Genomic DNA, 25,028 nt, shown 5'->3' on the forward strand with positions numbered 1-25,028 from the left:
ACGAAGAAGCGCCGCTCGATGCGGCGCTTCTCTTTTGCGAAGGGCGTCTCAGGCGATGATCGACGCCCGGCCGGGGCTGTTCATTTCCCGATCGGCAGCCCGGTGGGATGGATCCATCCCATCCACGCGCTGAACAGGATGAACAGGAACAGCGCCACCGACAGCCCGACGCGCACCGCCAGCGCGCGGGCCATGGTGGCCTTGCCCTTCTGCTTGCGCAGCATCAGGACGCCGGCCGAGAACAGCGCGCCCAGGATGCCGATGAACGCGATGAGGACGATGACTTTCATGGCGGACGATTATTCCCACTCGATCCCGGTGCCACCATCGGGCCGGCCCCGAAGGCGCCTCGGCCTCGTGGTCATCGCCACCGTGCTGGGCACGGCCGCGGCGCTCGCGCTCGGGGTGTGGCAACTCGATCGCGCCGATCAGAAAAAGGCGATGCAGCGGGCGATCGACGAACGCGGTCAGCTCGCGCCGATCACCACGCCCGCGCTGCCCGGTGCCGACCGGCCCGCTGACGCGGACCTCGTGCATCGCCGCGCGACGCTCACCGGCCAATGGGACGTCGCGCACACCGTGTACCTCGACAACCGCGTGATGACGGGCCACACCGGCTTCTACGTGGTGACGCCGCTGAAGCTGGCAGGCCGGGCTGAGGCGATCCTGGTGCAGCGGGGCTGGGCGCCGCGCAACGCGCGACAGCGCGAGGCGCTGCCCGCGGTCCTCACCCCCACGGGCGATGTGCGGATCGAGGGCCGGCTGGCGGCGAGCGTCTCGCAGGCCTATGCGCTGGGGCGGGACGCGCCGGCGGGGACTATCCGGCAGAATGTCGACCTCGCGGCCTTCCAGGCCGAGACCGGTCTGCGCCTGCTGCCGCTGGTGCTGCTCCAGACGGAGCCGGACCGGGCGGGAGACGATGCCTCGACGGGCGCGCCGCCACCGGCGGCGGGTGCCGCGGGTGCCGAGTCGCCCGATGGGCTGCTCCGTCACTGGCCGCCGCCCGCGGTCGACGTCCACAAGCATTACGGGTACGCCTTTCAATGGTTTGCGCTGGCTGCGCTGATCCTGGGTCTTTATGTCTGGTTCCAAGTCCTCGCTCCCTACCGCGCTGGCCGAGCCGCCCGCATCCCCGAGATCTCCGATGAACGCGATGCCTGAGCGCCCCCACGCCGACCATCATGGCCACGACGCGGCCCCGGCTCCGACCGACACGCCGCTGCCGCCCGACGGCCCGGTGACGCTGGCGGTGCACTCGGTGCCGATGCCCGAGCTCGACCCGCCCAAGCGATCGCGGTGGACGCTGTGGCTGGTGCTGCTGACGTGCGCGGCGCCGGTCATCGCGTCGTACTTCAGCTTCTACGTGCTGGACCTGCGCGGCAAGGCGTATAGCGACCTGATCCAGCCCACGCGCGACCTGCCATCGACGCTGGCCTTGACCGACCTGAAGGGCGCGCCGGTGAGCGCCGACGCGCTCAAGGGCCAGTGGCTGCTGACCTACGTGCCGGACCGCGCCTGCGACACCGGCTGCGAGCGCATGCTGTTCATGCAGCGCCAGTTGCGCGAGATGCTGGGCAAGGACCGCGATCGGCTGGACAAGCTCGTGCTGCTGCCCGACGACGTGGCGCTGACGCCGGCGCAGGTGGACGCGCTGACCGCGCATGGCGCGCCGGCGACGGTGCTGCGCGCGCCGCGCGCGGCCCTCGAGGGATGGCTGATGGCCGCGCCGGGACATCGGCTCGGCGAGCACCTGTTCCTGGTCGATCCGATGGGGCGGTGGATGTTGCGCTCGCCGGCCACGCCGGAGCCGTCGCCGCTGAAGAAGGACCTGGAGCGCCTGATGCGCGCCAACGCCGGCTGGGACAAGCCCGGGCGTTGAGCCGGGGCGGAGCCGGGATGTCGAGGAAGCCGCGCGGATGAACTGGTCGCTGGGATTCGATTTCGAGCCGCTGCTGGAGCTGCTGGCGGTGGCCGCGCTCGTGGGCGCGGTGCCGCTCGTCGTTTGGCAATGGCGGCATCGGCATGACCCCATCGCCAGGCGGCTGCGCGCGCTGACGACCCTGGCGACCTTCCTCACCTTCGACCTGATCCTGATCGGCGCGCTCACGCGGCTGACCGACTCCGGCCTGGGCTGCCCCGATTGGCCGGGGTGTTACGGCAACGCTTCGCCGATCGGCGCGCGCGCGGAGATCCACGCCGCGCAGACGGCCATGCCCACCGGCCCGGTGACGCACGGCAAGGCGTGGATGGAGATGCTGCACCGCTACATGGCGGGCGGCGTCGGGTTCCTGCTCGTGGCGCTGGCCGCGCTGAGCTGGTGGGTGTGGTGGCGCGCGAGGCGCGCTTCGGCTCACGGGTCGGCGCACTCGTCGGTCGGTGCCGAGTCGAGCTCCGTGTCGCCCTGGTGGGCCACGCTGTCGCTGGTGTGGGTGCTGGTGCAGGGGCTCTTCGGCGCCTGGACGGTGACGATGAAGCTGTTCCCGGCGATCGTCACGATGCACCTGCTGCTGGCGCTCGGGCTGCTGATGCTGCTGGCCTGGCAGGCGGAGTCCTACGCCCCGCGGCCGCTGCGCTGGCCCGCGGGCCTGCGGCGGGCGTTCGTCGCGTTCACCGGGCTGGCGATCGTGCAGGTGGCGCTGGGCGGCTGGGTCAGCACGAACTACGCGGTGCTGGTCTGCCAGGATTTCCCGACCTGCCAGGGACAATGGCTGCCGCCGACCGACTTCGGCCATGGCTTCACGCTGTGGCGGGAACTGGGCCGCGGCGCCTCGGGCGGGTGGCTGCCCTTCGAGGCGCTGACCGCGATCCACTTGACGCATCGCGCTGGCGCGATGATCGTGTTCGCGGCCCTGCTCGCGCTGGCCTGGGCGCTGTGGCGCCTCGGCGCGAAGGACGCGGCCGGGCGCGTGGATGACGATGGCCGCGAGGATGGTCGTGAAGCGCGCCGCTGGGCGCGGCGGCTGATCGCGGTCGGCGCGTGGCAGCTGGCCTCGGGCCTGTCCAATGTCGTGCTCGGATGGCCGTTGCTGGCCGCCCTGGCCCATACCGGCGGCGCCGCGGCGCTGCTGCTGATGTGTTCCCTTGTGCTGGCGCGCCTGCGCGCGGGCACCCTGACGAAGAGAGTGACATGAGTTCCGCGACGCCCGCCGTCATGCCGTCCCGCTGGTGGCAGTTCTATCAACTGACCAAGCCCAAGGTCGTGCAGCTGATCGTGTTCTGCGCGGTCATCGGCATGGCGCTGGCGATCCCCGGCCTGCCGCAAGGCGAGGAGTGGGTGCGGCTGCTCGCGGCCACCGCCGGGATCTGGCTGGTCGCGGGCGCGGCGGCGGCCTTCAACTGCCTGATCGAGCAGCACATCGACGCCAAGATGAAGCGCACCGCGTGGCGTCCGACCGCGCGCGGCGAGCTCAGCCGCAACCAGACGCTGCTGTTCTCGGGCGGGCTGTGCGCGCTGGGATCGGCCATCCTGTACGCGCTGGTCAATCCGCTGACGATGTGGCTGACCTTCGCGACCTTCGTCGGCTACGCGATCATCTACACGGTCATCCTCAAGCCGATGACGCCGCAGAACATCGTGATCGGTGGCGCGTCGGGCGCGATGCCGCCGGTGCTGGGCTGGGCGGCGATGCGCGGCGAGCTCGGCGCGGAGGCCTGGCTGATGTGCCTGATCATCTTCCTGTGGACGCCGCCGCACTTCTGGGCGCTGGCGCTGTACCGCAGCGAGGACTACCGCAAGGCCGGCCTGCCGATGCTGCCGGTGACGCACGGCAATGCGTTCACGCGGCTGCAGATCTTCCTGTACACCTGGATCCTGTTCGCGGCGACGCTGCTGCCCTTCCTGACCGGCATGAGCGGCTGGCTCTACCTGGCCGCGGCGGTGGTGCTGGGGCTGATGTTCTGCCATCACGCGTTCAAGCTCTGGAAGGCGTACTCGGAGGCGCTGGCGCGCAAGACCTTCCTGTTCTCGATCCTGCATCTGTCGCTGCTGTTCGGCGCGCTGCTGCTGGACCATTACCTCAGCCCCTGGCTCTCCTGAGCCGCTCTCTCCCGGATCGGAAGTGCTGATGATCTCGCGACGTTTTCTCGGGCTGGGCGCCCTGTCTGTGATGGGCGCGGCGGCGCTGCCCCTGCTGTCGGGCTGCACCAAGCCGCCCAGCTTCCAGGGCGTGGACCTGACCGGCGCGGCCTACGCGCGGGGCTTCAGCCTGCCGGACCAGAACGGCAAGACCCGCACGCTCGAGGACTTCAAGGGCAAGGTGGTGGTGGTGTTCTTCGGCTTCACGCAGTGTCCGGATGTCTGCCCGACCACGCTGGCCGAGCTGGCGCAGGTGAAGAAGGCGCTGGGCGCGGACGGCGACAAGGTGCAGGGCGTCTTCATCACCGTTGACCCGGAGCGCGACAAGCCGGAGCTGCTCAAGGCCTACCTCGAGAGCTTCGATCCTGGTTTCGTCGCGCTGCGCGGCACGCCCGAGCAGCTCAAGGACGTGGCCAAGGAGTTCAAGATCTATTACGCCAAGGTGCCGGGCAAGACGCCCGACAGCTACACGATGGACCACACCGCGGCGAGTTTCCTGTTCGATCCGCAAGGTCGGATCCGCGTGTTCTCGCGCTACGGATCCGGGGCGACGGCGCTGATGTCGGACATCAAGGCCCTGATCGCCGGGCAGTAAAACCGCCGGGCAATAAAGCAGAAGGCCCCGCGAGCGGGGCCTTCTTCATGGGCAAGGAGCGATCTCAGGCGGTTTCCGCCGTCATCGCCTTGCGCATCTTCTTCATCGCGGCGACTTCGATCTGACGGATGCGCTCGGCGGACACGCCGTACTCCGCCGCCAGTTCGTGCAGCGTCATGCCGCCCGAGCCGTCGTCGTTCACGTTCAGGTAGCGCTCGGTGACGATGCGGCGGCTGCGGTCGTCCAGCTGCTCCAGCGCCTGCTGCAGACCATCGCTGGCCAGGCGGTCGCGCGAGCGCGATTCGATCACCCGCGTCGGTTCCTGCGTGTCGTCGGCCAGATAGGCGATCGGGGCGTAGGTCTCGCCGTCGTCGTCGGTCTGCGGCTCCAGCGCCACGTCACCGCCCGACATCCGGGTCTCCATCTCCACCACGTCCTCGGGCTTGACGTTCAGGTCACGCGCGACCAGGTCGATCTCGGCTTCCGTCAGCGAGGCGCGTTGCTGGTTGTCCGCGTGCTCCTTGAGCGCATGCTTCTTGGAACGCAGGTTGAAGAACAGCTTGCGCTGGGCCTTGGTCGTCGCGACCTTGACCATGCGCCAGTTCTTCAGGATGTACTCGTGGATCTCGGCCTTGATCCAGTGCATCGCGTAGGACACCAGGCGAACATTCTGATCCGGGTCGAAGCGCTTCACCGCCTTCATCAGGCCGACGTTGCCTTCCTGGATCAGGTCGCCCTGAGGCAACCCGTAACCGAGGTACTGGCGCGAGATCGACACCACCAAGCGCAGGTGCGACAGCACCAGCCGGCCGGCGGCCTCCACATCGCCCTTTTCCTTCAGGCGCGTGGCGTAGTCCTTCTCTTCCTCAGGCGTCAGCAGCGGGATGCGATTGATCGCCGTGATGTAGGCATCCAGGTTCCCGAGCGACGGCACCAGGGACCAGGGATCGCGGACCTTCAATGCAAGGGTGTTGGACATGTGAGTTCGTTTCTCCTGTACCGGTCCCGGTCATCCGGGCCAGATGGACGGGAATATTAGCACTCATGGCCGACGAGTGCTAAGCCTCCCAAATTCAGGCTGGTTCCAGAGGGCCCACCTGCAAAAACAAGTGTGAACCCCCTGGCTTAGAAATGGCTTAGCAGGTGTTCAGGCGTCGCCAACTGATTGATTCGCAAGGGATTCCGGCAATTCGAAGCTGAACGTGGAGCCCTGGCCCACGGCGCTTTCCACCCGCAGCCGGCTGCCCATCAGTTCGAGGAGGCGCTGTGTGATCACCAGCCCGATCCCCGTCCCCTCGATCCCGCCGACCTCCCGCCCCAGGCGGTTGAAGGGCTGGAACAGCTGACCCAGCTGCGCCGGTGTCAGGCCGGGGCCGGTGTCGGTCACGCTGACCTCGATGGTCCCCGCCGTGAGCCGGCGGGCGCGCAGCCAGACCTTTCCGCCGTCCTGGTTGTACTTGACGGCATTGCTGAGCAGGTTGGTCAGGACCTGCTTGAGCCGCGTGGCGTCGGCCATCACGGCCCGCGCGTCGGGCGCGAGTTCCACCTCGACCACCACCCCGCGCCGCTGGCGCTGGGTCTCGACCATCGCCAGGCTGTCCGACACGAGCGGCGCCAGGTCCCGCGGCTCGATCTTGACGCGCAGTCCGCCAGCATCCAGCCGGGACAGGTCCAGCGTGTCGTTGATCATCTCCAGCAGGTGCCAGCCCGATTGCTGGATCTGCGCCAGCCATCCGCGCTGGCGCGCGCTGAGCTCCGGATCGTGGTCCGCCTCCAGCAACTGCGAGAACCCCAGCATCGCGTTGAGCGGCGTGCGCAGCTCGTGGCTCATCCGGGACAGGAACTCGTTCTTGGCACGATTGGCGGCCAGTTCCGCTTCATGGGCCCGTTCCAGCTCCGCCAGCCGGAGCTGCTCGCCGATGTCCTCGACCACGCCCAGCAGCCGGTAGGGCCGGCCCTGATCGTCGCGCAGCAGGCTCACCGTCGAGCGCACCGTGACCACCTGGCCCTGCGCGCCGACGTAGCGCTTGATGCGGCTGTAGCGCCCGAGCTCGCCGCGGATCAGCGCCATGCCCAGGCGGCTGTCCTCGGCGCGGTCGTCGGGATGGGTGATGGCCATGATCGAGCGCGCCTTGAGCTGCTCCATGCTGAAGCCCAGCAGGTGGCAGAAGTAGGGGTTGATCTCCTGCGGCCGCGCGTTGAGGTCGGCGGAGACGACGCCGATGGGCGCGTGCTCCACGATGGTCCGGAAGCGCTCCTCGCTGTCGCGCAGCCGCTGCGTGGCTTCCTCGACGCGCTTGGCGACGCGCGCGGTGCTGCCGGTGACCGACAGCAGCAGCAGGCCCAGCAACGCGGTGCCCACCAGGCCGGCGATCGCGAAGGGCAGGGCGGCGCTGCCGTCCAGCGCGGGCAGGCCGGCGGGGTTGTAGACGACCAGCCGCCACGCGCGGCCGGCGAAGTCCATCGCGCGCGACTGGCTGGGCAGTGTGGCGGGCAGGTTCAGGCAGCGCTCGTCGCCGGCCAGCAGCACGCGGGTCGACCCCGGCGTGGCATCCAGCAGGCAGTAATCGAGCTTGATCGGCCGCGACGGCAACGCATCGTGCAGCAGCGCTTCAGGACGCATGGTCGCGAAGGCCACGCCCAGCGGCCGGCGCGCCCGGCCGGTCGCGTCGCGCGGGCCGCTGCTGCCGCCCTCGTAGATCGCGCGATAGACGACCACGCCCATCAGCGTCACGCCGACGTCCTGCGACAGCGGGAAGCTCTCCGTCGCGGCGGGCTGGCCGGTGGCGATCGCACGGTCCTGGCCGGCGCGCGCCTGCGGGATGTTGCGGATGTTGGCGCCCAGCGCCGGCCGGTTGCGGCCATAGGGCGCGATCAGCCGGATGGGCAGCAGGTCGGCGGCCGGGTCGGGCGTGAGATCGCCCGGACGGCGGCGCTCGTAGACCCGGTAGGCGCTGTAGCCGTCTGCCTGCGCCGCCCGCTCGAACGCGGCGACCTCGCCCGGCGCGACCAGCGGCGCCCAGCCCACCGCGTGGACCGCGCCGCCCGCGCGGGCGCGCTCCGCATGGGCGCGCTCGAAGTCGGCGCGGGTGATCCCCGGCGCGACCAGCAGCAGGCTGTGGTTGGCCTCCAGCGCGGTCAAGGGCATGGCGAGCGTGTCCGCCAGCGTGTTCAGCGCGTTGGCGGCTTCCAGGTCGAAGGCATGGCGGCGTCGGCCTTCCTCGTTGCGCGCGACGTGCATCGTGGCGGCGAACAGCAGCCCGCAGGCGACCACCAGCGGCAGGGCCACGCTGAGCCGGCGCGGCGCCCAGTGCTTGCGCGGCAGTCCGAAGATCGCCAGAGACACCGGCGCGCCGATCAGCACGCCGATCGCGTCGCCGACCCACCACGAGAGCCAGGCGGCGGCGATCTGCGCCGGGCCGATCGCCTCGGTGAGCCACAGCGCCGCGACGCCGAAGCTCGGTCCGACCAGGCAGGCGATGCCGGCGGTCGCGGCCAGGAAGCGCACGAGCTCCGCGGGTTCGCACAGGGGCGGATGGGGGCCGACCCAGCGTTGCGCCAGCCGGGCGCCGAGCCACGCCTGCAGCGCGCCGCCGATGCCCACGAGCAGCGGCTGCAGCGGATTGAGGTGGGCGCGTTCCAGCCCGATGGCCAGGCTCACGGTCACGCCGCCGGCGAGGATCCCCGGCAGCACGCCCGGTCCCCAGCGCAGCACGGCGGCCACGGCCAGTCCGGCGGCGGGATAGATCGGGGAGACGAAGTCCGGCGGCAGGATCAGCTTGAGCGCCAGCACGCCCAGCACCGCGTAGACGAGCGCGAGGAGGACGTTCAGCAGCGCCAGGCGGGCCAAGGCGGCGGCGCCGGGCGGCTCGGCGACGGAATCGTCGGCCGACGGGGTGGGGGAGTCAGACGTGGCGAGGGAGGACGCGTCGGTCATGCGCCCAGCGTACCGCCGACGCGCGACGGCGAAACGCGGAGTTGCGCTGTCCCGCCAACCCTGTCACCGGAATCCGACACGACCCCGCCGAATGCGGGGGGGCGTGGCCTCAACTCGGGTCGGCCCAACCCAGACCCAGGCTCTTCTGAAGAGCGACGAAGTCCTTGAGCAGCTCGGCCTCGCCGTCCAGCGACTTCAGGCGCGCGTCGATGTCGCGCCGCCGGGCGTCGAGCAGGTCGATCTGGCTGGCGGCGCCGGCGGCGCGGCGTTGGCGCGCCAGCTCGAAGGCCCGGTCCGTCGAGTCCTGCTGCGCCTGCAGGTGGGCGACGGCCTGGCGCTGCCGGCCGAAGCGCGCCAGCGAGGTGTTGGCGTCCTGGAGCGCCCCCAGCACCGCGGCGCGGTAGTTGGCCAGGGCCTCGTCGCGCCCGGCCTCGGCCTGACGCACCGCGGCGGCGGTGCGGCCGAAGTCCAGGAAGTTCCAGCTCAGGTAGGGCACCGCGGCCAGCGCCAGGTTGTCGGCGCGCAGCAGCTGACCGGGCGAGGTCGCCGCCACGCCGACGTTGCCCAGCAGGCTCAGCTTGGGGAAGTACTTCGCCGTCTCCTGGCCGATCTGCGCGGTGTGGCCGGCCAGGCGGCGCTCGGCGGCGCGCAGGTCGGGCCGGCGTCGCAGCAGCGTGGCGGGATCGCCGATGGCAACGGACGAAGGCACCTGCGGCCAGGCGATCCCGGCGGTCGACATGGACGACGCGGACGACGCGGATGCCGCGGACGACGCGGTCGGCATCAGCCGGGCATCGAGCGCGCCGGGCGCCTGGCCGGTCAGCAGCGCGATCCGGTCCAGCGACGCGGCGATCTGCGCCGCCAAGTCCGCCAGCGAGGCCTGGGTCGCCTCGGACTGCTGCGCGCGCTGCTCGACGTCGTCGGCCGAGGACACGCCCTGGTCGCGCCGCTGGCGCACCAGGGCCAGCGCCTGCGCCTCGTCGTCGGCGGTGCCGCGCAGCAGCGCCTGCCGCCGCTGCTGGGCGCGCAGGCCGACGTAGGTCGAGGCCACCTCGGCGGTCAGCGAGACCTGCGCGTCGGCGAGGTCGGCCTGCACCGCCTGCGCCGAGGCCGACGCGGACTCCACCGCGCGGCGGGTGCCGCCGAAGAGGTCGACCTCCCAGGTCGCGTCGAAGCCCACGCTGTACAGGTGCAGCGAGGTCTCGTGATCGGTGCCCGGCCCCTGCCAGACGCCGGCGCCGAGCGCGGTGGCCGAGCCCTTGGGCCGGTCGGCGGCCTCCTGGGCGCCGAGCGCGGCCCGGGCCGCGCGCAGGCGGGCCTCGGCGGCCTGCAGCGTCGGGCTCTGAGCGAGCGCCTGCTCGATGAGCGCGTCCAGCGCCGGGTCGTTCAGCGCGGACCACCAGCGGGACCGGAGCGGGGAGGCGGCCGCTTCGGCTTGGACGCCGTCATCGCGGGCGAATCGGCCCTGCGCGAGCGCGTCCGCGGCGACCGCGGGCGGGCCGGTGTAGTCGGGGCCGACGGTGGTGCAGCCGCTCAGCATCAGCATCGCGGCCGCCGCCGCCGCGATCGCGGACAGCGTGGTCAGGCCGGTGAGGAGACGGGGGAATCGGAAATCATTCATGGGGATCTCGGTGGACGCGTTCAATGCGCGTCGTTGGATGCCGGCGACTGGCCCGGTCGCGGCGTCTTCAGCGTGAGCGCCAGCGGGATGCACAGCAGCAGCGCGCCGGCGAGGAGGTAGAAGGTCTCGGAGAAGGTCATCACGCTGGCCTGCTGATGGATCGTCAGCACGATCTCCTTGAGCGCCTGCATCTGCGCGTAGGCGAAATCGCCGACCTGCGCGAAGTGGCTCGCGGCGCTGCCGGCCACGCGTTCCTGCACCAGCGTCGAGTTGGCGTTGAGCGACTCGCCCAGGCGCTCGACGTGCAGGCTGTTGCGCCGGTCGATGAAGGTGCCGATCACCGCCAGGCCGACCGAGCCGCCGAGGTTGCGCGCCATGTTGTAGATGCCGGCGGCGTCGCCCGATTCCTCGCGCGTGACGGTGGCCATCGAGGCCTGGTTGAGCGGCATCATGCAGAGCATCTGTCCCACGCCGCGCAGCAGCTGCGAGCCCACGAAGTCGTGGCCCACGCTCTGCGCGGTGAGGCTGATGTCGAGCAGGCAGCTCGCGGCGAAGGCCACCAGCCCGAGGATCACCATCACGCGCAGGTCCACGCGCGAGATCAGCCGCGGCAGGATGGGCATCATCACGAAGGCCGGCAGGCCCGCCAGCAGCATGATCGCGCCCGACTGCTGCGCGTTGTAGCCGGCGATCAGCGCCAGGAACTGCGGCACCAGGTAGGAGATGCAGTACAGCCCCGCGCCGACGGTGAACACGATGACGATGACGCTGGCGTAGTGCCAGTTGCGCATCAGCTTCAGCCGCAGGATGGGCTTGGCCGCGTAGCGCTGCGACAGCGCGATCAGCAGCATGCCCGCCGCGGACACCAGGCTCAGCACGACGATCAGCGAGGACTCGAACCAGCGCTCGCGCTGGCCTTCCTCGAGCACCACGGTCAGCGTCGACAGGCCGACGGCCAGGCCCACGATGCCCAGCCAGTCCGCGCGGATGAATTCCTCCAGGTGCATGCGCTGCGCGGGCAGTCCCAGCAGCAGCAGCGCCAGCAGCGCGGCGCACACCGGCACGTTGATGAAGAAGCACCAGTGCCAGCTGGCGTTCTCGGTCAGCCAGCCGCCCAGCACCGGGCCGAGCAGCGGCCCCAGCAGCACGATCAGCCCGAACAGCGTCATGCCCACGGGCAGTTGGTGACGGGGCAGCCGCGTGCGGATGATGGTCTGCGCGGTGGGGATCATCGCGCCGCCGGTGAAGCCCTGGCCGATGCGCGCCAGGATCAGCATCGGCAGGCTGCCTGAGAGCCCGCACAGCACCGAGAAGAAGGTGAACAGCGCCGCGTTGCCGACCAGGAAGTTGCGCAGCCCGAAGACGCGGGTCAGCCAGGCCGCCAGCGGGATCATGACGATCTCCGACATCAGGTAGCCGGTGGAGATCCACGTGCCCTCGGTGCCGGTGGCGCCGATGGAGCCCTGGATCTGCGGCAGCGCGGAGTTGGTGATCGAGATGTCCAGCGTCGCCATCAGCGCGCCGAGCGCCCCGGCCGCGACGGCGATCCAGTCGCCCGCCTGGGCGTTGGGCTCGCGCTCAGCCATGGCGTGCTTCGCTGGCGTCGCCGGATTCGCGCGAGCCGCGCGTGTCGACATCGGTCGTCACCGACAGGCCCGGCAGCAGGCGCTCGCGCAGCGCGGGCGCCGTCGCGGGATCGAGCTGGAGCCGGATGCGCACCGGCACGCGCTGGACGATCTTGGTGAAGTTGCCGGTGGCGTTCTCCGACGGCAGCAGCGCGAACTGCGCGCCGGTGCCCGGCGAGAAGCTCTCGACGGTGCCGCGCAGGTCGAGGTCGGGCAGGGCGTCGACGTGCAAGGCCACGGGCTGACCGGCGCGCATGCGGCCGATCTGGGTCTCCTTGAAGTTGGCGACGAGGTAGACCTCCTGCGTCGGCACGACGGTCATCATCCGCGTGCCCGGCTGCACGAACTGGCCCACCCGCACGGTGGTGTCGCCGACGCGGCCGTCGATGGAGGCCCGCACGACGGTGTCGTCGACGTCCAGGTGGTTCTGGCGCAGCGCCGCCTCGGCGGCCTCGACCTGCGCCCGGGACTGCGCGACCTGCGCCTCGCTGGACTTCAGGCGGCCGTCGGCGGCCTTCACCGCGGCCTCGGCGGCGGCGAGCGTGGCGACGGCCTGATCGCGCGTGTTGCGCAGCTCGGCCAGGCGCTCGGCGGTGGTGGCGCCGGTGGCGGCGAGCGGCGTGTGGCGGGCGACCTCGTCCTGCGCGTGCGCCAGCGCCAGGCGCGAGGCTTCGGCCTGCGCGCGGGTCTGCGCGAGCTGACCCTGCTGCTGGAGGATGTCCGCCTCGAAGCGGCGGATGTCGGCCTTGCGGCCATCGATGGTCGCCTGCGACTGGTCGGCGGCGGCCTGGTACTGGCGCGGGTCCAGCTTGACCAGCGGATCACCGCGCTTCACGGCCTGGTTGGCCACGACATAGACCTGCGTCACGTAGCCGCCCACCTTGGGCGCGGCGGTGACGCTGTCGGCCTTGAGGTAGGCGTCATCGGTGGTCTCGATGAAGCGGCCGGTGGTCCACCAGTGGACGCCGTACGCGCCGGCGGCTATCAGCGCGGCCGCGGCGATCACGAGCAGGACCGGCTTGCGACGGGCGGGGGCAGCGGAAGGCGGGACGGAAGGGGCGGCGGAAGGGGAGGAGGGCGCGTTCGGGCCGGCGGAAGTGGGGGAGGACATGGGCGTGGCCGGCGGATGCGGCTCGAAGAATTATTCCGGTCGATATCTTTTTCCAGTTGGAAGATTTCTGTCAACTGGTATATTTTTGACTTCAGCCAGCTTTACACATGACCGAACGTCCCGTCCGAGCCCCCAGACACCGCGCCGATGCCGCCTATGCGCGCGGCGAGGAGACGCGCCGCCGCATCATCGAAGTGGCGCTGCGGCTGTTCAGCGAGCGCGGTTTCGAGGGCGCGTCCACGCGTGAGATCGCCAAGGCGGCGGGCGTGAATGCGCCGGCGCTGCAGTACTACTTCGACAACAAGGAAGGCGTGTACCGGGCGTGCGCGCAGTACATCGCGGACAGCTCCGCCGCGCATTTCGGGCCGGTGGTGCTGGAGACGAAGGCCGTGCTGGACGATCCGGACGCGACGCCCGACCAGCTCTTCGAGGCCTTCGGCCGGATGCTGGACGCGCTGACCGATTTCCAGCTGCTCCCCGACGACGCCGAGTACCGCCGGCTGTTCATCGCGCATGAGCAGATCGGGCACGCGCCGGGCGTGCTGTTCGAGATCTTCGACAAGACGCTGCGCCCGCAGATGGGCGAGCTGTCGGCGCGCGTGGTGGCGCGTTACTGCGGCATGCCGTTGAAGGATCCGCTGCTGGCGATGCGCGTGATGATGCTGTGCGGGCAGGTGATGGTGTTCTCGCTGGGGCGCCGCACGATGCTGACCAAGCTCGGGTGGGAACGCTTCGGGCCGGAGGAGGTCGCCACGATCAAGCGCGCGTCGCGCGAGCACAGCCGGGTGCTGATGGACCAGTGGCGGGCCGAGGCGCGCTGAGCCCCGTAGAGCGCCGCTGAGCCCCGCTGTTCGGCGAAGGCGAACGCCAGTTTTGCGGGACGACGGCTTCCGCGATCGGGGTGGGGCGACCACACTGCGACCCACGCAGACCCCGATGCGGTGCCGCTTCAGGCCCCCGGAACCGCTGCGACGGAGAGCCTCGTGAGCCATCTCTTCCAGACTTCCTCTCAACGCGGCTGGCGGCGGCTCGCCGCCGTGGCGCTGATGAGCGCGGCGGGCGTGCTCGGCGCGCTGGCGCCGATGGGCGCGGCGCAGGCGGCACCGGGCGCGTATCCGAAGAGCTTCGAGATCCGCGACCTGCGCGCCGGCGAGGTGACGATGCATGTGCGCGTGGGCGGCAGCGGACCGGCGGTGGTGCTGCTGCACGGCTTCGGCGACACCGGCGACATGTGGACGCCGCTGGCGGTGGAGCTGGCGAAGACGCATCGCGTGGTGGTGCCGGACCTGCGCGGGATGGGCTTGTCGTCGCAGCCCGCGGGCGGCTATGACAAGCGCACCCAGGCGGGCGACATCCGCGCGGTGCTGGAGCAATTGGGCATCGACCAGGCCGACGTGGTGGGCCATGACATCGGGACGATGGTGGCGTATGCCTACGCGGCGCGATATCCGGACAAGACGACGAAGCTGGTGGTGATGGATGCGCCGGTGCCGGGCGTCCCGCCGTGGGAGCAGATCGTGCGCCTGCCCGCGCTGTGGCACTTCGATTTCGGCGGCAACGACGCGTTGCGGCTGGTGAAGGGGCGCGAGCGCATCTACCTGGACCGGTTCTGGAATGAATTCGCGGGCGATCCGTCGAAGGTCGACGAGGCGACGCGGCGGCATTACGCCAAGCTGTATGCGCGGCCGGGGGCGATGAAGGCGGCGTTCGCGCAGTTCCTGGCGATCCGCAAGGACGCGGAGGACAACGCGGAGTCGGTGAAGACGAAGCTGACGATGCCGGTGCTGGCGATCGGCGGGGAGAAGTCGTTCGGCGCGAACGAGGCGATCGTGATGCGCAACGCGGCGACGAACGTCACCGAGCTCGTGGTGCCCGGAGCCGGCCACTGGCTGATGGAGGAAGCGCCCGCGGTGACGGTGAAGGCGGTGAGCGAGTTCCTGGCCCCGCGTTGATGCCGTGATGGCGGCGCGCTCACGCGATCTTCACGATCGGATGTGGCGATGCCCCGCGGTCATGCGGGCAGGTGACGAAGGTCAGTAGGGCGTCGGCGCGCCGATCCCTAGACTCCGCCGCATCCGTCATCTTCAGGACTCCCATGACCGCGGCCGCCATTGCGACACGAAGCTACTTCGAACACTTCGGCGTCGTGCCGAACATCTCACGACATGTGGGTGAGCCGCCCGTGCTGCGGCCTGACGGCAGCATCCAGTGCGCGGAGCTGGTGAAGGCCTTGGCCGCGGCGCCGCGCACGCAGCCCGACAACTGGAAGAAGGGGACAGCGCTGACGCCGTCGGTGGTGAGTTCGCTGCAAACGGGCACGCCGATCGCGAGCGGCTGGAATGCTGCCGGCTTCTATCCGAACGGGTCGACGGGGCAGCATTCGGGCTTCTTCTCCGGCGTGGTGAAGGACAAGAGCGGCACGGTGATCGGCTTCAAGATCGTCGAGCAGTACCGTGGCGCTGAAGTGATCAAGGAACGTGAGGTCTACTTCGACCCCACGGCCCACAAGAAGGCCAATACCTACTTCTATCGCGGTCTCGACTACGCAACGATCCAATGGTGAAAGTCCTTCTTCAAGCGGCGTTGCCGCTCACCTTGCTGCTCGGCGGCGCCGCCGTCCTGGCAGCTCCCCCGGCGTTCTCCTGCCCGGCTGAACTCGGACCGACGGAGCAGCGTGCTGTCGCGGTCGCGCCTGACGGCTGGTCGGCGACGGTCGAAGGCGAGGGGCCGACCCGCCATGTGCTGACAGGATTCCAGATCAACTTCGGCCCGGTGACGAAGTCGGACGGCGCGATCTACGATGACCTGAAGCAAAAGAAGGATGCCAAGGGAGGCGTCACGGAGACGGCGACCTGGAAGGTGGCCGAGCTCGAGGACGCGTACGCGGTGTGCTCGTACCACCGCACGGCGGTGGTGCTGGTGCGTCCGCTCAAGGGCTACAGCGAATGCAAGCTGGTCAACCAGCGCACGCGTGATACCGCGTTCAGGCTGAAGGAAGCCGGCTGTCGCTGAGACGCCTGCCCCTGCCAAGGACAACGCCCGCATCCGCGGGCGTTCACTTGAAGAGGGCGGCCGGGAGGCCGCGCTCGATCAGACGTTGAACAGGAAGTTCAGCACGTCGCCGTCCTTGACGACGTAGTCCTTGCCTTCCGCGCGCATCTTGCCCGCGTCCTTCGCGCCCTGTTCACCCTTGAACTGCACGTAATCGTCGAAGGCGATCGTCTGCGCGCGGATGAAACCGCGCTCGAAGTCGGTGTGGATCACGCCAGCCGCCTGCGGCGCCGTGTCGCCGATGTGGATCGTCCACGCGCGCACTTCCTTCACGCCCGCCGTGAAGTAGGTCTGCAGGCCCAGCAGCTTGAAGCCCGCGCGGATCAGCCGGTTCAGACCCGGTTCGTCCTGGCCCATCTCCGCCAGGAACATCGCCCGATCCTCATCCTCCATCTCCGACAGCTCCGCCTCGGTCTTCGCGCAGATCGCGACCACCGGACCGTTCTGCGCCGCCGCGTATTCCTTCAGGCGATCCAGGAACGGGTTGTTCTCGAAACCGTCCTCGGCCACGTTGCCCACGAACATCGCCGGCTTGGCCGTGATCAGGCACAACGGCTTCAGGATCACCAGCTCTTCCTTGCTGAAGTCGATCGTGCGCACCGGCTTGGCCTGGTCCAGCGCCGCCTGGCACTTCTCCAGCACCTTCACCAGCGCGATCGCCTCCTTGTCACCCGCGCGCGCCACCTTGTTGTAGCGGTGCAGGCTCTTCTCCACCGTGCCCAGGTCGGCCAGGCACAGCTCGGTCTGGATCACCTCGATGTCAGCGATCGGATCGACCTTGCCGCTCACGTGGATCACGTTCGGATCCTCGAAGCAGCGCACCACGTTCACGATCGCGTCCGTCTCGCGGATGTGCGACAGGAACTGGTTGCCCAGGCCTTCCCCCTTGGACGCGCCCGCCACCAGGCCGGCGATGTCCACGAATTCCACGATCGCCGGCACGATGCGCTCCGGCTTCACCACCTCCGCCAGCGCCGCCAGGCGCGGATCCGGCAGCTCCACGACGCCCACGTTCGGCTCGATCGTGCAGAAAGGGTAGTTCTCGGCGGCAATGCCGGCCTTGGTCAGCGCGTTGAAGAGGGTGGACTTGCCGACGTTGGGCAGGCCCACGATGCCGCATTTGAGGCTCATGGTTCGCTTTCGGGGGAAATGCTGGAGATCCGGGTGTTCGGGCCCGCCGCTCGGCATCAGGCCGGTCGCGCGCGGGCGAAACCGGCATTTTAGTCAAGCCGCCAATCCCCACCGAACGCCCGCTCAGCCGGCCCCGGGAATCCGCCTCGCGCCGCTGCCTACAATCGCCGCCCATGGAAATGTTTGACGTCCTGGTCCGCGGCAACGGCTGCGTCGGCCGCAGCCTGGCCCTGGCGCTGGGCGCGCGCGGCTATCGCGTGGCGCTGCTGACCCGCCCCAGCCCCGCGAGGACCAGCGCCGACGTGCGCGCCTATGCGCTCAATGCCGCGTCCGTCGCCCTGCTGACCCGGCTGCGCGTCTGGGAAGGCCTGGCCGAGGACGCCCGCACCCCCATCCACGACATGCGCATCCACGGCGACCGCGCCGGTGCCGAGCTCCACTTCAGCGCCTGGCAGCAGGGCACCGGTGAGCTGGCCCACATCGTCGACGCCGCCGCGCTGGAGGACCAACTGGACGCCGCGCTGCGCTTCGCGCCGCATGTCCAGCGCGTCACCGAACCCGTTCCCGCCGCGCTGCAGGCGCTGTGCGAGGGCCGCGACACCGCCGCCGCCCAGGAATTCGGCGTCCATTACGAACGCCACGACTACGGCCACCTCGGCGTGGCCACCCGGCTCATCGCCAGCAAGCCGCACCAGGGGCAGGCCTGGCAGTGGTTCCGCTCGCCCGACGTGCTGGCGCTGCTGCCGTTCGATCGTCCGTCGCCGGGCCACAGCTACGGGCTGGTCTGGTCGATGCCGCAGGACGAGGCCCGCCGGCTGCTCGCCGCCGGCCCGGCCGAGTTCGAATCCGCGCTGCTCGAGGCCACCGGCGGCGCCGCGGGGTCCTTGCAGCTCGCCGGCGAGCGCCAGGCCTGGCCGCTGCAGCTGTGCCGCGCCGACAGGCTCTGCGGCCCCGGCTGGGTGCTGCTGGGCGACGCCGCCCACCTGGTGCATCCGCTGGCCGGCCAGGGCCTGAACCTGGGCCTGGCCGACGTGCAGGCGCTGGTGGACGTGATCGCCCAGCGCGAATCCTGGCGTGGCCTCGGCGACGAGAAGCTGCTGCGCCGCTACGAGCGCGCCCGCATCGCCCCGACCTGGGCCATGGGCGAACTCACCGACGGCCTGCTGCGCGGCTTCGCCAGCCAGGCGCCCGTCATCGCCCGGTTGCGCAACGAGGGCCTGCGCCTCGTCGAGCGCGCCGGCCCGCTCAAGAAATGGCTGACCGACCGCGCGCTGGGGCACTGACCGGCCCCGCCTGTCGCACTCTCCGCGCACCCCTCTGCCTGGCGTCACGCCGCTGAACCGCTTTCGAAAGTCCTCCATGAAGTTGCTCCCGTCCTTCTCCGCCCTGGCGCTTGCCGCGCTGGGCCTCATCGGCTGCTCGGCCCAGGCCAACGAGGACACGATCCGCAAGAACCTGACCGCGGTGATGCCCAAGGAGATCAAGATCGACGAGGTGCGCGTCAGCCCCATCGCCGGTCTGTGGGAAGTGCGCATCGGCTCCGAGATCCGCTACACGGACGCCACCGGCCAGTACCTGATCGAGGGCGAGATCCTCGACCTGAAGAACCGCAAGAACCTCACGCAGGAGCGGCTGGACAAGCTCACCGCGATCGACTTCGCCGCGCTGCCGCTCAAGGACGCGATCGTCTGGAAGAAGGGCGACGGCAAGCGCCGCATCGCCGTCTTCGCCGACCCGAACTGCGGCTACTGCAAGCGCTTCGAGAAGTCGCTGCAGGAGATGGACAACCTGACCGTCTACACCTTCGTCATCCCCATCCTGGGCGGCGACTCGCCCGACAAGTCCCGCGCCGCCTGGTGCGCCAAGGACAGCACCACCGCCTGGCGCACCTGGATGATCGACGGCACCGCGCTGCCCAAGCCGGACGCCAAGTGCGACACCGGCGCCATCGACCGCAACCTGGCGCTGAGCCAGAAGATCCGCGTGACCGGCACCCCGGCCATCCTCTTCGAGGACGGCACCCGCGCACCGGGCGCGCTCAGCCCGCAGCAGCTCGAGCAGCGCCTGCAGGCCATCCAGGCGCCGGGCAAGACGCCCAAGAAATCCTGAGCCGACCGATGAACGACCGCACCGCCTCTCCCGCCCCGGCCCGCGCCGGCCCGGCCCCCATCAACCCGATCGCCAAGCGGATCGCCTACGCGGGCCTGATCCCGTTCGTGCTGGGCGCGGCGCTGGTCTGGCTGGTGCGGGAGGACGCCCATCCCTACGTCACGGACGGGTTGTCGCGCTACGCGGCGATCGTCATCTCCTTCCTCGGCGCCATCCATTGGGGCCTGGCCTTCCGCCAGACCGTGCCGTCTCCCGCACCGTTCATCTGGGGCGTGGTGCCGGCGATGCTGGCCTGGATCGCCTCGACCATGCCGGCCTACGCGGGCCTGGCCGTCGAGGGCTTCCTGCTGATCGGCTGCTACATCGCCGATCGCAAGCTCTATCCGGCGTTGGGCGCCTCGGCCTGGCTGACGCTGCGCTTCCGGCTGAGCACCGTGGCCGCGCTGAGCTGCTTCATCGCCGCCCAGGGCACCTGAAAACCCTGACGGGTTCTTGAACGAGAACCGCCCAGCCGCGCCCCGCGACGGGGTCAGGCTTGGTAGGCTGTCCCCCATGACCGCTCGCCCCACGATCCATTACCGCATCGCCGTCGCCGACCCGCATGCGCATCGCTTCGAGGTCACGCTGACGGTGCCCGCGCCCGACCCCCGCCAGGTGCTCAGCCTGCCGGTGTGGATCCCGGGCAGCTACCTCGTCCGGGAGTTCTCCCGCCACCTCGGCGCCGTCACCGCGCGTCAGGGGCCGCGCGAGGTTCCCGTCACGCAGACGGCCAAGAACCGCTGGGAGTTCGAGTGCGCCGGCCGCGGCGCGCTGGTCATCAGCTACGCGGTCTACGCCTTCGACACCTCCGTGCGCGCGGCCTTCCTCGACGCGGGTCGCGGCTTCTTCAACGCGACCAGCCTGTGCCTGCGCGCGCACGGCAAGGACGAGCTGCCGCATCGCGTGGAGCTGACCGGCCTGCCGCCGGACTGGGACATCGCCACCGCGATGGCGCCGGTCGAGGGCGCGCCGGGCCAGTTCGAGGCCGCCGGCTACGACGAGCTCGCCGACCACCCGTTCGAGCTGGGCACGTTCTGGCGCGGCGAGTTCGTCGCGGGCGGCGTGCCGCACGAGTTCGTCGTGTCGGGCGCGCTGCCGATCTTCGACGGCGAGCGCCTGCTGCGCGACGCGCAGAAGCTCTGCGAGGCGCAGATCGCCTTCTGGCACGGCGCCAAGGGCCGCCCGCCGATGTCGCGCTACGTCTTCCTGCTGAACTGCACCGACGACGGCTACGGCGGCCTGGAGCACCGCGCCAGCACGGCGCTGATCGCCTCGCGGCGCGATCTGCCGCGGCTGGGTCAGACCGAGGTCTCGGACGGCTACGTCAAGCTGCTGGGCCTGATCAGCCACGAGTACTTCCACACCTGGAACGTCAAGCGGCTGCGGCCCGACGCCTTCGAGCGCTACGACTACGAGCAGGAGCATTACACCGACCTGCTGTGGTTCTTCGAGGGCTTCACCTCGTATTACGACGACCTGTTCCTGGTGCGCAGCGGGCTGATCGACGAGGCGCGTTACCTCAAGCTGATCGCGCACACCTTCACGCAGGTGCTGGGCGCGCCCGGACGCAAGCACCACAGCGTGGCGCGTTCCAGCTTCGAGGCCTGGACCAAGTACTACCGCCAGGACGAGAACACGCCCAACGCCGTCGTCAGCTACTACGCCAAGGGTTCGATGGTGGCGCTGGCGCTGGACCTGTCGCTGCGCGGCGCGGAGAAGTGCGACAAGCCCGCATCGCTGGACGACCTGATGCGCGCGCTGTGGAAGGACACGGGCGGCGGTCCGGTCAGCGAGGCCCGCATCCTGGCCAGGCTCGCGGAGCTGGGCGGCGAGACGATCGCGCAGACGCTCGCGGGCTGGGTGCACGGCACCGAGGATCTGCCGCTCCCGCCGCTGCTGGAACGGCTGGGCGTGCGCTGGTGCCTGGACAAGCCGACGCTGGCGCAGCGCCTGGGCCTGCGGGTGTCGGAGGCCGATGGCATCGTCACGATCAAGAACGTGCTGCTGGACGGCGCCGGGCTGGCCGCCGGGCTGAGCCCGGGCGATGAGCTCGTCGCCTGCAACGGCTGGCGCGTGCGCAAGCTCGATGACCTGCCGCTGACGCTCGACACCTCCGATCCGCATCACCTGGAGCTGCTCGTGACGCGTGACCAGCGCATGCTGACGCTGGTGCTGACGCTGCCCACGCAGGACAGCGCCGCGCGTCCGGTCTGCCTGGGACTGCTGGACAAGGCGCCGGCCCGGGCGCAAGGCCTGCGGCGCGCATGGCTGGGCGGCTGAACGCCAGCACGGCCGCGATCGCCGGATTGACCGCCGCGGTGCTGGCGGTCCATCTGGGGCTGCTGATCGGGGCGCGCTCGCTGCACGAGCAGTGGTCGCCCACGACCCCCGAACCCGAGCGGCTGAAGGCCGCCTTCTTGCGCGAGCTCCAACCCGCCGCGCCGCCGCCGCCCGCGCCGGCCACGCCTCCTGACGGGACACCGGGCACGCCCAGACGCGTGATGCCACCGGTGTCGCCGGCGGTCGAGGGCCTCGCGCCGCTGCCCGGCGAGGACGCGGCCAGCGAGCCGCCGTCGCTGCAGGCCCTGGCGATGCCGCCGCCGCTGGCGGTCTCGGACGCGGTCGGCACCTGGATGCCGGGCCCGGAGTGGCCGCTGTCCACCGAGCTCGACTACCGCCTGACCGGTGATTACCGCGGCGCCATCCATGGCGATGCCCGCGTGCAGTGGCTGCGCGACGGCTCGCACTATCAGGTCCACCTGGAAGCCTGGGTCGGGCCGCGGATCGCGCCGCTGATGTCGCGCCGGCTCAGCAGTGACGGACAGATCACCGCGGCGGGTCTGCTGCCCCGGCGCTTCGACGAGGTCACCGGCGGGCTGGCGGGCGGGAATCGCCAGCTGACGCTGCGTTTCGATGACGGCGGGGTCGTGATGGCCAATGGGCGTCGCGAGCCGCTGCCCGACGGCGCGCAGGACGCCGCCAGCCAGTTCGTGCAATTCACCTGGATGTTCCTGACCGGCCGCCAGGAAGTGGCCGGCGACGCGCTGATCCAGCAGACGCTGGCGCTGCCGCGCAACGTCCACCTGTGGCGCTACCGGATCAAGGGCCTGGAGGAGGTCGCCACGCCGCTGGGGCCGATCCCGGCCTGGCATGTGGACTCGGAGATGGGCGACACGCGCGGCGACCTGCAGGCCGAGTTCTGGCTGGCGCCGTCGCTGCAGTACCTGCCGGTGCGGGTGCGGCTGTGGCAGAACCGCGCCAAGGACCCGCGCACGCATTTCGACCTGGTGCTCAAGGCGCCGCCGCGTCAGGCGATGGCGCCGGCCACGACCGCGAGTGGGGCGGCCAGCGCGCCCCTATAGTTGCCGCCATTCCAGATCAAGGAGACCTCCCATGATGATTGAAGCCCTGAACGGCGTGACCTTCGAGAACCTCCTCGTCGAGGTGGCCGGCACCGGCGAGCGCAAGACCGGCGTGATCCGGCTCAATCGGCCCAAGCAGCTCAACGCGCTGAACGATCCGCTGATGGACGAGCTGGGCCGCGCGCTGCTCGCCTTCGATGCGGACGACGGCATCGGCTGCATCGTGCTGACCGGCAGCGATCGCGCCTTCGCCGCGGGCGCCGACATTCCGACGATGGCGCCGCACACCTTCCTCTCGGCGTTCAAGAGCGGGCTGATCTCCAAGAACTGGGAGACCATCCTGCAGGTGCGCAAGCCGGTGATCGGCGCGGTGGCCGGCTTCGCGCTGGGCGGCGGCTGCGAGCTGGCGATGATGTGCGACTTCATCATCGCGGCCGACACGGCGCGCTTCGGTCAGCCGGAGATCAAGCTGGGCATCATCCCCGGCGCCGGCGGCACGCAGCGCCTGCCGCGCGCGATCAGCAAGAGCAAGGCGATGGACATGCTGCTGACGGCGCGCATGATGGACGCGGCCGAGGCGGAACGCGCCGGGCTGGTGTCGCGCGTGGTGGCGGCGGAGCAGCTGATGGCCGAGGCGCTGACGGCGGCGGAGACGATCAACGGCTTCAGCGGTCCGTCGACGATGCTGATCAAGGAATTGGTCAACCTGGCGTTCCAGGGGCCGCTGACCGATGGCGTGGCGATCGAGCGCCGCTACTTCCACGCGCTGTTCGGCAGCGACGATCAGCGTGAGGGCATGGAAGCCTTCCTGGCCAAGCGGGCACCGAGCTTCAAGCACAGCTGAACTTGACTCCCTCTCCTGCGAAGCGGGAGAGGGTGGGGGTGAGGGCTCGTGGCGGCCAAAGAAAAAGCCCGGGCGCCGTGAGGCGTCCGGGCTTTGTCGTCTGCGCGCCGTCTGGGCGCGCGGATCCGTCGATCAGGCCTTGCGGCGGCGGGCAACGCCCAGACCAACCAGCGCCAGACCCACCAGCGCGATGCTGGCCGGTTCCGGCACGTTGTTGGTCAGGATGAAGTCGGCGCTCGTGCCCGTGTGATACGTGTTGCCCTGCTGGAGCAGGTTGCCGCCACCACCGGTGTAGCCCCACACGGCCAGGTTGGTGTTGTAGAAGCTGACGTAGTAGGTGCCGGCGTCCAGGTTCAGGCCGCTCACCTTGTCGGTCGTGGCCATCAGCGCGGTGCCGGTCAGGGTGGTGGTCGTGAAGTCCGCGTTGCCCAGCGACTGGCTGAACAGCTCGGTGCCGGGCACGTTGCCGTTGGCCGTCCAGATCGAGAAGTTCAGGCCCGAACCCCAGTACGGGGCCAGCGAGTACAGCGCGACGCTGAAGCCGGTGACCGACGAGGCGCTGCCCAGCGTGAACTGGTCGAAGATGCGGTACTGGTTGCTGCAGGACGAGCACCACGGCGACGTGAACTTGGTGACGTCGGTGGGGTTCGCGACGGACTGGAACACGACGTCGGCAGACGCGGCGGTCGGCAGGCCGGCGAGGACCAGGGCGGTGGCGCCCAGCAGGACACGGGTGCGGGCGATGAAGGAGCGGAAGGTCATGGTTTTGGTTCCCAACGGTAATGTTTACCGAATAGCAGGACCCATGCCACGCTGAAAAATCCTTTCAAATCAATGACTTGAAATTTCAATCTTCAAACTAGGGGGGTGGCTGTAAAGATCTGCGACACCCGCATTCCGGGGCCCGAAAGGACCATTCGTGACGGATCGCACACGCCACATTGGCCCCCTCCATCGGCCGGATCACGCGTCGCTGGCTAATCGTTGACTCCCGTCAATAGCCTTGTGCGGTAAGCCGATTCGATTGTTGACGATCCATGAACGGATCTTTCCACAATACCTAGTGTTTCCCCTGAGCGGCGACGCCTAGAGTTCAGCCCATGGACGACGCGGAGTGCGGAGTCCGGTGCAACGAACCGAGAGAGGAACCCGCCATGAACACGCTCATCAAGACCACCCTGATCGCCGCCGCCTTCCTGACCGCTGGCGCGACCTTCGCCGCCGAACCGGTCCAGAAGACCCGCGCCGAAGTCATCGCCGAACTGCAAGCCGCCCGCGATTCCGGCGAGACCGCCGCGCTGAGCGCCGAGCAAGCCGGTGTCGCCGGCCTGAGCAACGGCATCGCCGCCCCCTCGTCGACCCAGATCGCCGCCAAGAAGGCCGCGGACAAGGTCGCCAAGAAGGGCGCCACCACCGAAGGCAACGCCGCCAAGTAATCCGGCGACGCGTTCCCCTGACACTGCCGGGCGCACCGGCCGGCCGGGGAGCCAACGAGAAAGGGACACCTCGCGGTGTCCCTTTTGCTTTT

General features: G+C 70.0%; 24 protein-coding genes. 16 read left to right on the forward strand and 8 right to left on the reverse strand.

Annotated features, from left to right (window positions below):
* Nucleotides 1–80 precede the first annotated feature (80 nt).
* On the reverse strand, nucleotides 81–290 hold the full coding sequence (locus ACNI65_RS02025; protein ID WP_416760881.1) for a DUF2909 domain-containing protein: 210 nt from the start codon (nucleotides 288–290) through the stop codon (nucleotides 81–83).
* Nucleotides 291–357: 67 nt separating this feature from the next.
* On the opposite strand from ACNI65_RS02025, the gene ACNI65_RS02030 reads away from it, so the two are divergent.
* Genes ACNI65_RS02030 through ACNI65_RS02050 form a run of 5 tightly spaced genes read left to right on the forward strand, consistent with a single transcriptional unit; the run spans nucleotide 358 to nucleotide 4,670 of the window.
* Entirely contained in the window at nucleotides 358–1,161 is an 804-nt protein-coding gene (locus tag ACNI65_RS02030) for an SURF1 family protein (protein ID WP_416760882.1), read from the forward strand.
* Complete coding sequence (locus tag ACNI65_RS02035; RefSeq protein WP_416760883.1) at nucleotides 1,145–1,879, forward strand: SCO family protein; 735 nt, start codon at nucleotides 1,145–1,147, stop codon at nucleotides 1,877–1,879. Before ACNI65_RS02030 ends, ACNI65_RS02035 begins: the two co-directional genes overlap by 17 nt.
* 37 nt (nucleotides 1,880–1,916) lie before the next feature.
* Nucleotides 1,917–3,131 (forward strand): COX15/CtaA family protein, encoded by a 1,215-nt coding sequence (locus tag ACNI65_RS02040; RefSeq protein WP_416760884.1) that lies wholly within the window; start codon nucleotides 1,917–1,919, stop codon nucleotides 3,129–3,131.
* Nucleotides 3,128–4,036, forward strand: a complete 909-nt coding sequence (gene cyoE, locus ACNI65_RS02045; RefSeq protein ID WP_416760885.1) for a heme o synthase — start codon at nucleotides 3,128–3,130, stop codon at nucleotides 4,034–4,036. Before ACNI65_RS02040 ends, cyoE begins: the two co-directional genes overlap by 4 nt.
* A 28-nt stretch (nucleotides 4,037–4,064) precedes the next feature.
* Nucleotides 4,065–4,670, forward strand: coding sequence for an SCO family protein (locus ACNI65_RS02050; protein ID WP_416760886.1), 606 nt, complete (start codon nucleotides 4,065–4,067; stop codon nucleotides 4,668–4,670).
* A 64-nt stretch (nucleotides 4,671–4,734) separates the two neighbouring features.
* Here ACNI65_RS02050 and rpoH read toward each other — a convergent pair whose 3' ends face one another.
* The 5 genes from rpoH to ACNI65_RS02075 all read right to left on the reverse strand — a co-directional run bounded on the left by rpoH (nucleotide 4,735) and on the right by ACNI65_RS02075 (nucleotide 12,964).
* Nucleotides 4,735–5,649 (reverse strand): RNA polymerase sigma factor RpoH, encoded by a 915-nt coding sequence (rpoH, locus tag ACNI65_RS02055; RefSeq protein ID WP_416760887.1) that lies wholly within the window; start codon nucleotides 5,647–5,649, stop codon nucleotides 4,735–4,737.
* Between the two features lie 168 nt (nucleotides 5,650–5,817).
* Nucleotides 5,818–8,607, reverse strand: coding sequence for an ATP-binding protein (locus ACNI65_RS02060; RefSeq protein WP_416760888.1), 2,790 nt, complete (start codon nucleotides 8,605–8,607; stop codon nucleotides 5,818–5,820).
* Between the two features lie 109 nt (nucleotides 8,608–8,716).
* Nucleotides 8,717–10,228, reverse strand: a complete 1,512-nt coding sequence (locus tag ACNI65_RS02065; RefSeq protein ID WP_416760889.1) for an efflux transporter outer membrane subunit — start codon at nucleotides 10,226–10,228, stop codon at nucleotides 8,717–8,719.
* Nucleotides 10,229–10,248: 20 nt separating this feature from the next.
* A complete protein-coding gene (locus ACNI65_RS02070; RefSeq protein ID WP_416760890.1) occupies nucleotides 10,249–11,814 on the reverse strand; it encodes an MDR family MFS transporter in 1,566 nt (521 codons plus the stop codon).
* Complete coding sequence (locus ACNI65_RS02075; RefSeq protein WP_416760891.1) at nucleotides 11,807–12,964, reverse strand: HlyD family secretion protein; 1,158 nt, start codon at nucleotides 12,962–12,964, stop codon at nucleotides 11,807–11,809. The genes ACNI65_RS02070 and ACNI65_RS02075 overlap by 8 nt, the downstream gene beginning before the upstream one ends.
* A 107-nt stretch (nucleotides 12,965–13,071) precedes the next feature.
* Between ACNI65_RS02075 and ACNI65_RS02080 the strand changes: the two genes are divergently transcribed.
* The 4 genes from ACNI65_RS02080 (at nucleotide 13,072) to ACNI65_RS02095 (ending at nucleotide 15,976) form a co-directional block, all read left to right on the forward strand.
* Nucleotides 13,072–13,785 (forward strand): CerR family C-terminal domain-containing protein, encoded by a 714-nt coding sequence (locus ACNI65_RS02080; protein WP_416760892.1) that lies wholly within the window; start codon nucleotides 13,072–13,074, stop codon nucleotides 13,783–13,785.
* Nucleotides 13,786–14,046: 261 nt separating this feature from the next.
* Nucleotides 14,047–14,916 (forward strand): alpha/beta fold hydrolase, encoded by an 870-nt coding sequence (locus tag ACNI65_RS02085; RefSeq protein ID WP_416763549.1) that lies wholly within the window; start codon nucleotides 14,047–14,049, stop codon nucleotides 14,914–14,916.
* A gap of 143 nt (nucleotides 14,917–15,059) precedes the next feature.
* Nucleotides 15,060–15,527, forward strand: a complete 468-nt coding sequence (locus ACNI65_RS02090) for a BPSL0067 family protein (RefSeq protein WP_416760893.1) — start codon at nucleotides 15,060–15,062, stop codon at nucleotides 15,525–15,527.
* 20 nt (nucleotides 15,528–15,547) lie between these two features.
* Nucleotides 15,548–15,976 carry an STY0301 family protein gene (locus ACNI65_RS02095; RefSeq protein ID WP_416760894.1) on the forward strand — a complete coding sequence of 143 codons (429 nt, stop codon included), beginning with the start codon at nucleotides 15,548–15,550 and terminating at the stop codon, nucleotides 15,974–15,976.
* Between the two features lie 78 nt (nucleotides 15,977–16,054).
* Here ACNI65_RS02095 and ychF read toward each other — a convergent pair whose 3' ends face one another.
* Complete coding sequence (ychF, locus tag ACNI65_RS02100) at nucleotides 16,055–17,146, reverse strand: redox-regulated ATPase YchF (protein WP_416760895.1); 1,092 nt, start codon at nucleotides 17,144–17,146, stop codon at nucleotides 16,055–16,057.
* A gap of 173 nt (nucleotides 17,147–17,319) precedes the next feature.
* Between ychF and ACNI65_RS02105 the strand changes: the two genes are divergently transcribed.
* The 6 genes from ACNI65_RS02105 to ACNI65_RS02130 all read left to right on the forward strand — a co-directional run bounded on the left by ACNI65_RS02105 (nucleotide 17,320) and on the right by ACNI65_RS02130 (nucleotide 23,500).
* Nucleotides 17,320–18,429, forward strand: coding sequence for an FAD-dependent monooxygenase (locus ACNI65_RS02105; protein ID WP_416760896.1), 1,110 nt, complete (start codon nucleotides 17,320–17,322; stop codon nucleotides 18,427–18,429).
* 76 nt (nucleotides 18,430–18,505) lie between these two features.
* Entirely contained in the window at nucleotides 18,506–19,255 is a 750-nt protein-coding gene (locus ACNI65_RS02110) for a DsbC family protein (protein WP_416760897.1), read from the forward strand.
* A gap of 8 nt (nucleotides 19,256–19,263) precedes the next feature.
* On the forward strand, nucleotides 19,264–19,731 hold the full coding sequence (locus tag ACNI65_RS02115) for a DUF3429 domain-containing protein (RefSeq protein WP_416760898.1): 468 nt from the start codon (nucleotides 19,264–19,266) through the stop codon (nucleotides 19,729–19,731).
* 76 nt (nucleotides 19,732–19,807) lie between these two features.
* Nucleotides 19,808–21,574 carry a M61 family metallopeptidase gene (locus ACNI65_RS02120; RefSeq protein WP_416760899.1) on the forward strand — a complete coding sequence of 589 codons (1,767 nt, stop codon included), beginning with the start codon at nucleotides 19,808–19,810 and terminating at the stop codon, nucleotides 21,572–21,574.
* Nucleotides 21,559–22,656 carry a DUF3108 domain-containing protein gene (locus ACNI65_RS02125; protein ID WP_416760900.1) on the forward strand — a complete coding sequence of 366 codons (1,098 nt, stop codon included), beginning with the start codon at nucleotides 21,559–21,561 and terminating at the stop codon, nucleotides 22,654–22,656. Before ACNI65_RS02120 ends, ACNI65_RS02125 begins: the two co-directional genes overlap by 16 nt.
* Nucleotides 22,657–22,711: 55 nt before the next feature.
* On the forward strand, nucleotides 22,712–23,500 hold the full coding sequence (locus tag ACNI65_RS02130; protein WP_416763550.1) for an enoyl-CoA hydratase: 789 nt from the start codon (nucleotides 22,712–22,714) through the stop codon (nucleotides 23,498–23,500).
* 132 nt (nucleotides 23,501–23,632) lie between these two features.
* Here ACNI65_RS02130 and ACNI65_RS02135 read toward each other — a convergent pair whose 3' ends face one another.
* Nucleotides 23,633–24,262, reverse strand: coding sequence for a PEP-CTERM sorting domain-containing protein (locus tag ACNI65_RS02135; RefSeq protein WP_416760901.1), 630 nt, complete (start codon nucleotides 24,260–24,262; stop codon nucleotides 23,633–23,635).
* 392 nt (nucleotides 24,263–24,654) lie between these two features.
* Between ACNI65_RS02135 and ACNI65_RS02140 the strand changes: the two genes are divergently transcribed.
* Entirely contained in the window at nucleotides 24,655–24,936 is a 282-nt protein-coding gene (locus ACNI65_RS02140) for a DUF4148 domain-containing protein (protein WP_416760902.1), read from the forward strand.
* Nucleotides 24,937–25,028: the final 92 nt, after the last annotated feature.

Origin of the sequence: Roseateles sp. So40a, assembly GCF_048081605.1 — a bacterium.
Classification (GTDB): Bacteria; Pseudomonadota; Gammaproteobacteria; order Burkholderiales; family Burkholderiaceae_C; genus Roseateles.

Excerpts from the sequence above, each read along its gene's own strand:
- ACNI65_RS02050 (WP_416760886.1), top strand. The coding sequence starts at position 4,065 with ATGATCTCGCGACGTTTTCTCGGGCTGGGCGCCCTGTCTGTGATGGGC.
- ACNI65_RS02040 (WP_416760884.1), top strand. The coding sequence starts at position 1,917 with ATGAACTGGTCGCTGGGATTCGATTTCGAGCCGCTGCTGGAGCTGCTG.
- ACNI65_RS02070 (WP_416760890.1), bottom strand. The coding sequence starts at position 11,814 with ATGGCTGAGCGCGAGCCCAACGCCCAGGCGGGCGACTGGATCGCCGTC.
- ACNI65_RS02090 (WP_416760893.1), top strand. The coding sequence starts at position 15,060 with ATGACCGCGGCCGCCATTGCGACACGAAGCTACTTCGAACACTTCGGC.
- ACNI65_RS02075 (WP_416760891.1), bottom strand. The coding sequence starts at position 12,964 with ATGTCCTCCCCCACTTCCGCCGGCCCGAACGCGCCCTCCTCCCCTTCC.
- ACNI65_RS02135 (WP_416760901.1), bottom strand. The coding sequence starts at position 24,262 with ATGACCTTCCGCTCCTTCATCGCCCGCACCCGTGTCCTGCTGGGCGCC.
- ACNI65_RS02115 (WP_416760898.1), top strand. The coding sequence starts at position 19,264 with ATGAACGACCGCACCGCCTCTCCCGCCCCGGCCCGCGCCGGCCCGGCC.
- ACNI65_RS02105 (WP_416760896.1), top strand. The coding sequence starts at position 17,320 with ATGGAAATGTTTGACGTCCTGGTCCGCGGCAACGGCTGCGTCGGCCGC.
- ACNI65_RS02060 (WP_416760888.1), bottom strand. The coding sequence starts at position 8,607 with ATGACCGACGCGTCCTCCCTCGCCACGTCTGACTCCCCCACCCCGTCG.
- ychF (WP_416760895.1), bottom strand. The coding sequence starts at position 17,146 with ATGAGCCTCAAATGCGGCATCGTGGGCCTGCCCAACGTCGGCAAGTCC.
- ACNI65_RS02125 (WP_416760900.1), top strand. The coding sequence starts at position 21,559 with ATGGCTGGGCGGCTGAACGCCAGCACGGCCGCGATCGCCGGATTGACC.
- cyoE (WP_416760885.1), top strand. The coding sequence starts at position 3,128 with ATGAGTTCCGCGACGCCCGCCGTCATGCCGTCCCGCTGGTGGCAGTTC.
- ACNI65_RS02140 (WP_416760902.1), top strand. The coding sequence starts at position 24,655 with ATGAACACGCTCATCAAGACCACCCTGATCGCCGCCGCCTTCCTGACC.
- ACNI65_RS02065 (WP_416760889.1), bottom strand. The coding sequence starts at position 10,228 with ATGAATGATTTCCGATTCCCCCGTCTCCTCACCGGCCTGACCACGCTG.
- ACNI65_RS02120 (WP_416760899.1), top strand. The coding sequence starts at position 19,808 with ATGACCGCTCGCCCCACGATCCATTACCGCATCGCCGTCGCCGACCCG.
- ACNI65_RS02085 (WP_416763549.1), top strand. The coding sequence starts at position 14,047 with ATGGGCGCGGCGCAGGCGGCACCGGGCGCGTATCCGAAGAGCTTCGAG.
- ACNI65_RS02080 (WP_416760892.1), top strand. The coding sequence starts at position 13,072 with ATGACCGAACGTCCCGTCCGAGCCCCCAGACACCGCGCCGATGCCGCC.
- ACNI65_RS02110 (WP_416760897.1), top strand. The coding sequence starts at position 18,506 with ATGAAGTTGCTCCCGTCCTTCTCCGCCCTGGCGCTTGCCGCGCTGGGC.
- ACNI65_RS02035 (WP_416760883.1), top strand. The coding sequence starts at position 1,145 with ATGAACGCGATGCCTGAGCGCCCCCACGCCGACCATCATGGCCACGAC.
- ACNI65_RS02025 (WP_416760881.1), bottom strand. The coding sequence starts at position 290 with ATGAAAGTCATCGTCCTCATCGCGTTCATCGGCATCCTGGGCGCGCTG.
- rpoH (WP_416760887.1), bottom strand. The coding sequence starts at position 5,649 with ATGTCCAACACCCTTGCATTGAAGGTCCGCGATCCCTGGTCCCTGGTG.